This is a genomic window from Dietzia sp. B44 (genome assembly GCF_014145245.1).
In the GTDB taxonomy this organism is placed as follows: domain Bacteria; phylum Actinomycetota; class Actinomycetes; order Mycobacteriales; family Mycobacteriaceae; genus Dietzia; species Dietzia natronolimnaea.
Map to the genome: position 1 here is coordinate 1 of NZ_JAALEF010000165.1, position 9292 is coordinate 9292.

Below are 9292 nucleotides of genomic sequence, written 5' to 3' on the forward strand. Positions count from 1 at the left end.
CGCCCGGGCCCCGCCCACGCCGGCCGGTTCCTCGGACGGCCGGTGGGCCTGGCCGCCCGGCTCCAGCGCGGTGCCCTGCTCGGGTGGGGCGCCGCCATCATCGTCCTGGGAACGGTCAACGGCGCGTTCACCGACGCCATGCTCAGCGCGAGCGGGGACATGCCGCAGGCGATGCAGGACATGTTCGGTGCCCAGGGTCTGGTCAACGGTTACGTGGCCTTCCTCGGGTCGTTCGTCGCCGTCCTCACCGCCGCGTACGTGGTCTACGCGACGCAGTCCCTCCGCGACGAGGAGGGCAGGGGCCGCGCCGACCTGATCCTGGCCACGCCCGTCAGCCGGATCTCGTGGGTGGGCGCCCACCTCGCCGTGGTGGCCTGTGGCGCGGTGCTCATCCTGGCGGTGACCGGGATCTGCACGGCGCTCGCCGCTGCCGTGGTCACCGGAGACACCTCGCTCGTCGGTGGGGTGATCGGCTCGCACCTCGGCGCCACCCCGGCGGTCCTGCTGGTGCTGGGGGTCTGCGGGGTGTTCTACGGCTGGGTTCCCCGGTTGACCGCGCCCGTCGGCTGGGCGGTGGTCGCGCTGATGTTCCTGGTGGCCAACTTCGCCGACCTGTTGGACTTCCCCGGGTGGCTCCGGTCGCTCTCGCCGCTGCACCATCTCGCCGCGGTCCCGGTGGAGGAGTTCGCCCCGGCACCGTTCCTGCTGGTCCTCGTGACGGCCGGCGCGCTCGTGGCCGCGGGTCTGGTGGGGTTCAGGCGTCGGCAGGTCTCGGGCTGAGGGCACGGCGCAGGGCGGTAGGGGTGTCTGTGACGAACACTGGGTTCCCCGATCGGGTTCGACGGTAACCACCACCACGACGCCATCCGGCGACTCCAACTATAGTTGTGATACTCTAACTTTAGTTGGAGGAGGTGCGTGGGCCATGCAGCTGAACAAGCCGTTCGCCACGGTGACGCCGACCCTGGACGGCGACGTGCTGGCGGTCCTGGCGAGCGCGGACGTCACATTCACGGTCAGCCAGGTCCAGCGGATCCTCTCCACCGCGTCAGGGGAGGGCATCCGCAAGGTCCTCAACCGCCTCACTGCACAGGGCGTGGTGCTCCACGACGAAGTGGGCCGGACCCACACCTACCGCCTCAACACCGAGCACCTCGCGACCAAACCGATCATAGATCTGTCACGGCTGAACTCCACGTTCCTGGACCGCCTCGAAAAGCACCTGGGCGAGTGGGGGACGACGCTGCGGTACGGCGCGGTGTTCGGGTCGGCGGCGACGGGGCACATGACGCTGGGGAGCGACATCGACTTGTTCCTGGTGCGCGCGATCGACAACGAGAACGGCGTCTGGGAGCAGCGGGTGACTGAACTCGCCCGGCTAGTTACCGCGTGGACCGGCAATGACGGCCGGATCGTCGAGTTCGCCGAAGACGAGTTCCGCGCTGCGGCCGACGCAAGTGAGCCCCTCCTCGATGACGTGTCGAAGCAGGGCCTGACCGTCGCGGGGAAACGGGCCTGGTTCGTCTCGCAGCTGCGCTCGGCAAGGAGGTCGTGATGGCGGGGCAGCGGAACTGCGATGCGGTAGTCGCCGCGGGGCGCATGTCCAAGGCATCCGAGTTTCTCGACGCCGCGGTTCATCTCGGGGAAGAGATGCCCAACGCCGCCGGGGACCTGTACGTCAACGCGGGCATTGCCGCCTCGGATGTCATCTGCTGCGTGCGCCTCGGCGTGCATTCCAACACCGGCAACCACAGCGAGGCGGTCGCCCTGCTGAAGAAGGCCGACAGCGGATCTGAACGGCACTTGAACACCCTGCTCAACCTGAAGAACAAGGCTGCCTACACGCATCAGGACCTGACCGATGGGGAGTTGAAGAAGATGAGCCGCGCGGCGGATCATTTGGTCGAGGCCGCCAAGCAAGCAGTGGCCGCCCGCGGGTAGTTCCCAGTTCGCTGATTGCGAACGGCGTCGTCGCCAGTCCGGGGTGCGGAACCTGCGCCCGAGCGACCTCTGTGGGGTATCGGACATATCTTCCGCTGCACGGTGGATCCCGCGGTCACCCCCGTCAGCCGAGATTCGTGGGCCACCGCGCGCGCTCTGTCGTCGACGACCAGAGGAGTGTGCCCCGGCCGGGCGTTGATAGCCTCTGCGAGGTGACCAAGACTCGTGGCCGGCCGCGCCGCAACCCCGGGTCGCCGACCGGACTCGGCAGCGAGCAGGACATCCTGCACGCCGCGGGCGAGCTGTTCGTCACCAGAGGCTTCGGCCGGACCAGCACCCGGGCCATCGCGGAGGGTGCGGGGTTGCAGCAGGCCAGCGTCTATCACTGGTTCGGGTCGAAGGACGAGATTCTGCTCCGGCTGGTGCTCGGCACAGTGCTCCCGTCCCATCGGATCGCCGACTGGCTGTTGACCACAGACGCCCCGGGGCACGTCCTGTTGTGGGCGCTGGCGTACGCGGATGCGGGGTTGCTGCACGAGGACCCGCAGAACCTGGGGGTTCTGTACTTCGATCCGGAGCTCGACGGCGACCAGTTCAGCGAGTTCCACGAGGTCCGGGATTCACTGCACGAGGCCTACCGGGTCCTGCTCGAACGCACCACGGGCGAAGCCGCCACTGACGTCGACGTGGCGATGCTCGTCGGCCTGGTGGAGAACGTCATCACCTACCGGCGCCGGACACGGTCGCCGATCCCGGACGACACCCCGGCCCGGGTCGCCGATGCGACGCTGACGCTGGCACGGGTCCCCGAGCTCCTTACCGACGAGACGCGGGCCCGGGGACTCGAGATTCTCGGAGATCCCGACTCCCCGGGCCCGGGGTCTGTCGGGTGACGCCGCTCGCGACGGACGCCCTCGGGCGAGGCTAGGCCCTCGCGGGGACCTCGACTCCCCGGTCCGGTACCGACTCGTCGACCGCGGGTGCCGGCGTGGCCTTCCGCGTGTCGGCCCGGGTGTCGGCGGCGGCCACCGCCACGTAGACCACGAGTGACACGGCCGCGGCGAGGAACGTGGTCCAGCCGTCGACGCTCGTGGTGACCACCTCGTTCGGGATGTACAGCAGGGTGTTCTCCACGCCGTAGATCGTCGGTGTGAGGACGAAGAACCCGAGCCGGACCCCCAGTCCCAGCGCGGCGGAGATCACCAGTGCCCTCGTGCTGACTAACCGTGTCCACAGCGACAGGACGAACGGCGCCACGATACTGGCGCACAGCAGGTCGAAGGTCAGGGTCAGGAGGATCCCGGTGTGGTTCACCCGGAGTGCCACGATCACGCCGATGACGGCGACGGGGACCATCGACCAACGAGAAGCCTGGAGCACGTTCAGGCGCAGCTTCCGCGTGTCGATGACGGTTCCGACCACGATGGACGATGTCGCGAGGAGGATTCCGCTGACCGTGGTGAGCGAGGCGGCCAGCAGGGCAGCGATGACCAGCATCGCGATCGGAACGGGCACCTGATCGGTGAGGAGCTGGAAGAGGATCGGCGACTCGGAGTCGCTGTCCCCGAGCAACCCCGCCCCGGCCACGGCGACCGCGGCCAGCGGGACGCACAGGACCACGGTTCCGGCGGCGGCGATCAGGCTCGCCGACCTGGCCCCCCGGGCCGTCTTCGCGGAGGACACGCGCTGGATGAGGTCGATGGCCACCAGGTTGCCGAAGCCCAGGGCGAAGAACGTCGCCCAGTTGATGGCCGCGCCCGCGGCGGGTGCCGTCAACTGCTCGAGATCCGAGATGCCGAGCCCCTCCGGCGCCGCGTATCCGGGGCCCATGAACATCCAGGCTGTCAGCCCGACGAACCCGACCGCCATGACACCCATGAGGAACAGGCCCGTATACACCGACGCGAACATCCCGCCGACCATCGTGTAGGCGAGTATCGCCAGGGTGACGAACACGATCGCCGCCCAGTAGGGCACTCCGATGAAGTGGTCCATCATGTGACCCAGCGCGACGAGGTTGCCCGCCATGAGGATTCCGAAGCTGGTCACCGTCAGGACGGCCGTCAGGATCTCCCCGGTCCGTCCGAACGTCTGCCGGAAGTATTCGGGCAGCGAGTACAGCTCCCGCTCCCGCACCTTCTCGGCAACGAAAAGCCCCATCAGCAGGAAGGATGCGGCAAGACCCAGCGGCAGTGCGGCACCCGCCCAGAATCCGAATCCGCCCGCGAGGTCCGCCGCGCCGACGGTTGCATTGGAGTCGACGACCTGGGACATCAGGAGGACGGCGACGAGGGGCACGGTCAGCGTCCGCCCCGCGACCGCGAAGTTGCGGTTCTGTCCTCTCACCCTGGTGGAGGACATCAGACCCAGGATGACGAGTAGAACGACAGTTGCTCCGATAGCGACACTGATCATCGCGACTCACCCACCAGGGAGGTCTCGCGACCCAGCGAGTACAGGGGACGCGCGCCCTCCGGGAGTGCGAGATCACCGTCCGCGATCCGTCGCCTCAGGTAGGCGAAACTCTGCGCGGTCTGGGCGAACAGGTGCTCGCCGGCGTGCAGCGGCTCGTAGGTGGAGTCGTTCGAACCGGGGAACGTCAGGGGAGCGACCATCGTGTCGTAGTCGACGGTGAAGAACAGCGGGTACGAATACCGTTCCCTCGAGATCTTCCTGACCCGGTGGGACGTGGCGACGAACGCGCCGTTGGTCCACACCTCCAGCAGGTCCCCGATGTTCACGACGATCGCGTCCTCGCGGTACGGGACCTCGATCCACTCTCCCCGGCCGTTCATCACCTCCAGCCCGGGAGCGGTGGGCTTGAGCAGTGTCAACGCCTCGTAGTCGGTGTGCGCTCCGATCCCGGGGCGGTCCTCGGCGTCGGGGTTGTACGGGTAATGGATCAGCCGCAGCTGCGAGGGCGGCTGGGTCACCGATCCGAGGAACGTGGCGGGGTCGAGGTCGAGGTACCGGGCGAACGCCGCGAGGAGCCGCGACCCGAGTGCGAACACCTCGTCGTAATAGGTCGTCACCGCCTCCCGGAACCCCGGCAGGTCGGGCCACTGGTTCGGCCCGAGCAGGGGGTTGCCGGCCAGATACTCCGGGTGGTCGGCCGGCAGGTCGATGGACAGGTCGTAGGCCTCCTTGAGGTCCGGGGTGGCGCCGGCGAACACCTCCTCCCCGATGGGGACGTATCCGCGGTGGTTGGTGGAGTCGCCGATGTACACCTCCCGCTTGACGGAGTCGGGCTGGGCGAAGAAGCGCTGTGCGGCCTCGTGCATCGCGCGGAACGTCTCATCGGCCACGCCGTGGTTGACGATGAGGAGGAAGCCGACGCCTCGGGCGGCCTCGCCGAGTCGGTCGACGCACTCCGCTGAGGGCCCGCGGGGATCGGCGAGCGTGGACACATCGATGACCGGGATCGACTCGAAGTCGACGCTGGGTCGGTGGGGGTCAGTCATTCTCGGCTCCTGAGTGGGTCGCGCGGGTCGGGTGGATCGGGTCGAAGGACACGGGTGGACCGGAGTGCTCGCCGGCCCGCCAGGAGATGACGAAGCGGCCGTCGGAGTGAGGGGACAGGGAGAAGAGGGGAGGCTCGGGCCCCGACCACGACGAGTACCGCGCGAGCCAGCCCTGAGCGGTCCGTGAACCGATGTGCACCGACGACGGCCGGCCCCCCGCGGGATCAGCGCCCAGCGCGAGACCGAAGCTGTCGCCGACGCAGACGACCAGCGCCTCGGTGCCGTGGTCATCGACCCCCCTGGCCTCCCACACCGGTCCGGGCTCGTCGGGGCGCTGCTCCCACAGCTCGACGTAGTCGAGCTGTCGGCCCACCTCCAGCAGTCCCCACCCCGGCACGTCGAAGAGTTGCCCGATATCGGCGGACCCGAAGGCCTCTCCGGCGGCGATGGCATGGACCCACTCGAATTCGCCGATGGCGGCGTCCGTGCACTGGAGTCGGCCGGCGAAACCCATGTGGAAGTCCCTCGCGCCCGAGTCGTCGGTGGAGAACCTCGCGTCGCAGAACAGTCGGTTCCCCTGGATCCAGACGACGTCGGAGCACTGGTCGGGGGTGGCGTCGCGGGAGTGGAACAGGCGACGCCGGTAGACCGCGGGAGCGGGGCGCAGGGCGGGTTCCATGGAACTCCTCTAAATCGATCACTCGAACGGAATTAGTCAAACGGCGCTGCGTTGCGCCGCTGTTACGTGGGCGTCAAGGGATGAGAAATTGGGCGACCGTCGGAGTCCGGGGGCTGGCCGGGCCGATGTGGGCTGCGCACCTCGTGGCGCGCGCCTTCCCTCGTAGAGTGGCGTCATGAACCTGCTCCTGCTGTCCCTCGGCGTGGGCGCCGTCCCCGACTTCCTCGCCGAGCACGTCAACCGGCCCGCACCCGCTGTGCGCATCGGGTACCTGAACGACGCCGCGAGCCCCTACGCGGGAGCCGGGTTCGTCGCCGCGGAGCGCGCGCAGCTCTCGGACCTGGGTTACGTGTTGACCGACATCACCGTTGCCGGCATCGACGACGCGGGCGAGTTCGCCGGCCTCCTCGACGGTGTCGACGCCCTGTACGTCGCGGGCGGCAACACCTTCGTGCTCATGGCGGCACTGCGCCGACGCGGTGCGGATGCGGTCCTCGTCGAGCGGGTACGGGCGGGGCTGCCCTACATCGGGTCGAGTGCGGGATCGGTCATCACCGGACCCAGCATCGAACCGGTCAGCCTGATGGACGACCCCACCGCCGCCCCCGAACTCACCGACCACGCCGGATTCGGTCTGGTCGACACCGTGGTGATCCCCCACGCGGACGGCGCGCTCCCGCCCTACCCGCCCGAACTCATCGCACGGCTCGTGGAGACCTACGGGAGCACCTACCCGCTGACACTGGTGAACGATGATCAGGCGTTGCTCGTCGAGAACGAGACGGCACGCCTGATCAGTTCGCACTGACCTGGGTCCGAAAGTGACAGGTTCTCGACACCGGTAGTGGCTACGATCGCTCATGGCTCGTTGGGCACTGCGCCCGACCGCCGATCCGACTTCCACGACCCCACGGGGATCTCTCCCCACAGAGGACGACCATGCGCATCCCGTTTCTCGATCGCATCCGCGATCGCCGCCGGTATCACCCCGATCTCCGCCTCGCGTCAGTGGTGCTGCCCCCGCGCCTCGTGGGACCGCTAACCCTGCCGGCGGTGAAGAAGATCGGGACACTGCTGCCAGGACTACGGGGAACGGAGACCCACGAACTCGACTCGGGCGCGACGGTGCGGGTCTTCCGACCCCCAGGTGATCAGTCGTCGCCCTCGGCAGGCCTTGTATGGATCCACGGCGGTGGATACGTCGTCGGTTCTGCGGCGCAGGATGACGTGCTCTGCCGGGCTCTGGCGCGGAGCACCGGTGCGACCGTCGTGTCGGTCGACTATCGACTGGCGCCGCAACACCCATTCCCGGCGGCGCTCGACGACTGTCACGCGGCACTCGGATGGCTGGCCGCTCAACCCGGTATCGACACCCGCCGGATCGCCGTCGGCGGCGCGAGCGCCGGCGGTGGGCTCGCAGCCGCGCTCGCGATCCGGGCCCGGGATGAGGGCCCCGTCGCCCCGGTGCTGCAACTGCTCGCGTACCCGATGGTGGACGACCGGACCGACACCCGCGACCGGCGACACCGACTGTGGGACGCACGATCGAATCGGTTCGGCTGGACGAGCTACCTGGGCGGGGCCGACCCGTCCACGGCCTCTCCGGCCCGCCACCCTGATCTGGCCGGGGTCGCTCCGGCGTGGATCGGCGTCGGCACGGTGGATCTGTTCTTCGAGGAGGACAAGGCGTACGCGGATCGTCTGGAGCGAGCCGGAGTGCCCTGCGAGTTCCTCCCGGTTCCGGGCGCGTTCCACGGTTTCGACCTGGTCGTCACGCGCGCCGGGGTCAGTAAGGACTTCTTCCGGGCGCAGTGCGATGCACTACGGCAGGCCTTCGGCGAGTGACGGGGTCGTGACTCAGTCCGACAATCCGGCCACGCTGTACCCCGGATGTGACGCCGCCGGCGACCCGGCCCACTGATCACCACATGACTGGAACGGGCAGCTGGGAGACGGATCGATCACCACCAGGACGACACCGGTCGAGGTTCAGGGGTTCACCTCCTCGCAGTGAGGACCCGGAGTGACTGGTCGAGGGCGTCCGCGGCCCACGGGATGTCCGAGCGGGTGAAGGGCAACGGTGGTCGCAGCTTGAGTACGTTGCCGAACGGGCCCGCGACCGAGGTCGCACACTGCCGCGCGGGCGGTCAGGTACGGATTCTGAGCGACTCGGTCCGCAACCGCGTTCTCACGCGGCCCCGGATCTACACCCAGTCGACCGACAGCGGCGACCTGCGTCCCCACCCGACGGTCTGCAACAACGGCTCGTCCAGCTCGAGGGCGGGGTGTCCCAGACACAGGTACGCCAGGGGCCGGGCCCCGTCGGGCACGGGCACGCTGTCGGAGAGGTGGTCGGGGTCGACGAGGCTCACCCAGCCCATGCCCAGGCCCTCGGCCGTCACGGCCAGCCACAGCAGGGTGATGGCGGCGACCACGCTGTACTCGGTGGCCGCCGGGACGCTCGTGGTCCCCAGGACCGGCCCGGCGGGCGGCCTGTGGCTGACGACCAGCCCGACCGGTGCCTGGAGGATGCCCTCGAGGCGCAGGGAGTCGTAGAGCGCGCGTCGCCGGCCGTCGAATCGCTCGGATTCCGCGCGGCGCACGGTGCGGAATCCCTCGTGGACGGCCTCGCGCACGCCGCGGTCCTCGATCACGGTGACGTGCCAGGGCTGGCTCAGCCCGACACTCGGGGCCACCGCGAAGACCTCGAGGAGTCGCTCGATGGTCTCGCGCGGCACCGGGGTGGGGTGGAAGTGCCGGTGGTCGCGGCGGGTGGCGAGGATCCGCCACAGCGCCTCGCGGTCGGGAGCACCGCCTCCGCCTCCGCCTTCGTCGCCGTCGTCGTCGTCGTTTCTCTCACCCCGTGGAGCGCCGGTCATGACCGCACGAACCGCGGACTCCACACCCGCCCCGACTCGGTGACGCGGGTCCCGGACGCGCCCACGATGAGCAGGCACTTCATGTCCACCGAGTCGCAGTCGAGCTCGGCGAGAGTGGTGATGGTCAGGGACTCCTCGGCCCGGCCCACGTCGCGGCCCACCACCACGGGGGTGGCCGGGTCGCGATGCCGGAGGAGGACGTCGCGGGCGTCGGCGACCTGGCGGGTGCGCGAGCGCGAGGCGGGGTTGTAGACCGCCAGGACCAGGTCCGCGGCGGCTATCGCGTCGAGACGACGGGAGATGACCTCCCAGGGCTTGAGCCGGTCGGACAG

At 69.2% G+C, this 9292-nt stretch carries 10 protein-coding genes and 1 pseudogene; 6 read left to right on the plus strand and 5 right to left on the minus strand.

Translation table 11 applies throughout. The annotated features are described in order from the left end of the window. The 4 genes from G6017_RS06405 to G6017_RS06420 all read left to right on the plus strand — a co-directional run. A partial coding sequence (locus G6017_RS06405) for an efflux permease Rv1217c-related protein (protein ID WP_182616519.1) occupies nucleotides 1-780 on the plus strand: 780 nt, incomplete at its 5' end. 145 nt (nucleotides 781-925) lie between these two features. Next, nucleotides 926-1555, plus strand: coding sequence for a nucleotidyltransferase family protein (locus G6017_RS06410; protein ID WP_182616520.1), 630 nt, complete (start codon nucleotides 926-928; stop codon nucleotides 1553-1555). Continuing rightward, nucleotides 1555-1941 (plus strand): hypothetical protein, encoded by a 387-nt coding sequence (locus G6017_RS06415; protein WP_182616522.1) that lies wholly within the window; start codon nucleotides 1555-1557, stop codon nucleotides 1939-1941. The genes G6017_RS06410 and G6017_RS06415 overlap by 1 nt, the downstream gene beginning before the upstream one ends. Nucleotides 1942-2153: 212 nt before the next feature. Beyond that, nucleotides 2154-2834, plus strand: a complete 681-nt coding sequence (locus tag G6017_RS06420; protein WP_182616524.1) for a TetR family transcriptional regulator — start codon at nucleotides 2154-2156, stop codon at nucleotides 2832-2834. A gap of 31 nt (nucleotides 2835-2865) precedes the next feature. On the opposite strand, the gene G6017_RS06425 is transcribed toward G6017_RS06420, so the two are convergent. The 3 genes from G6017_RS06425 to G6017_RS06435 are packed head-to-tail and all read right to left on the minus strand — an operon-like array spanning nucleotide 2866 to nucleotide 6081. Next, a complete protein-coding gene (locus G6017_RS06425; RefSeq protein ID WP_241730573.1) occupies nucleotides 2866-4302 on the minus strand; it encodes a sodium:solute symporter family transporter in 1437 nt (478 codons plus the stop codon). Between the two features lie 50 nt (nucleotides 4303-4352). Beyond that, nucleotides 4353-5402: an isopenicillin N synthase family dioxygenase gene (locus tag G6017_RS06430; RefSeq protein WP_182616527.1), complete on the minus strand. Its 1050-nt coding sequence runs from the start codon at nucleotides 5400-5402 to the stop codon at nucleotides 4353-4355. After that, a complete protein-coding gene (locus G6017_RS06435; RefSeq protein ID WP_182616529.1) occupies nucleotides 5395-6081 on the minus strand; it encodes a hypothetical protein in 687 nt (228 codons plus the stop codon). Before G6017_RS06435 ends, G6017_RS06430 begins: the two co-directional genes overlap by 8 nt. 175 nt (nucleotides 6082-6256) lie before the next feature. Here G6017_RS06435 and G6017_RS06440 point away from each other — a divergent pair, with 175 nt between their 5' ends. Then, nucleotides 6257-6889 carry a Type 1 glutamine amidotransferase-like domain-containing protein gene (locus tag G6017_RS06440; protein WP_182616530.1) on the plus strand — a complete coding sequence of 211 codons (633 nt, stop codon included), beginning with the start codon at nucleotides 6257-6259 and terminating at the stop codon, nucleotides 6887-6889. A 131-nt stretch (nucleotides 6890-7020) separates the two neighbouring features. Further along, nucleotides 7021-7926, plus strand: coding sequence for an alpha/beta hydrolase (locus G6017_RS06445; RefSeq protein WP_182616532.1), 906 nt, complete (start codon nucleotides 7021-7023; stop codon nucleotides 7924-7926). A 359-nt stretch (nucleotides 7927-8285) separates the two neighbouring features. Here G6017_RS06445 and bluB read toward each other — a convergent pair whose 3' ends face one another. Together bluB and G6017_RS06455 are read right to left on the minus strand one after the other, a co-directional pair. Then, a complete protein-coding gene (gene bluB, locus G6017_RS06450) occupies nucleotides 8286-8960 on the minus strand; it encodes a 5,6-dimethylbenzimidazole synthase (protein WP_241731401.1) in 675 nt (224 codons plus the stop codon). Continuing rightward, a pseudogene (locus G6017_RS06455) lies at nucleotides 8957-9292 on the minus strand (ATP-binding protein); the annotation flags it as partial. The gene bluB and the pseudogene G6017_RS06455, both read right to left, overlap by 4 nt.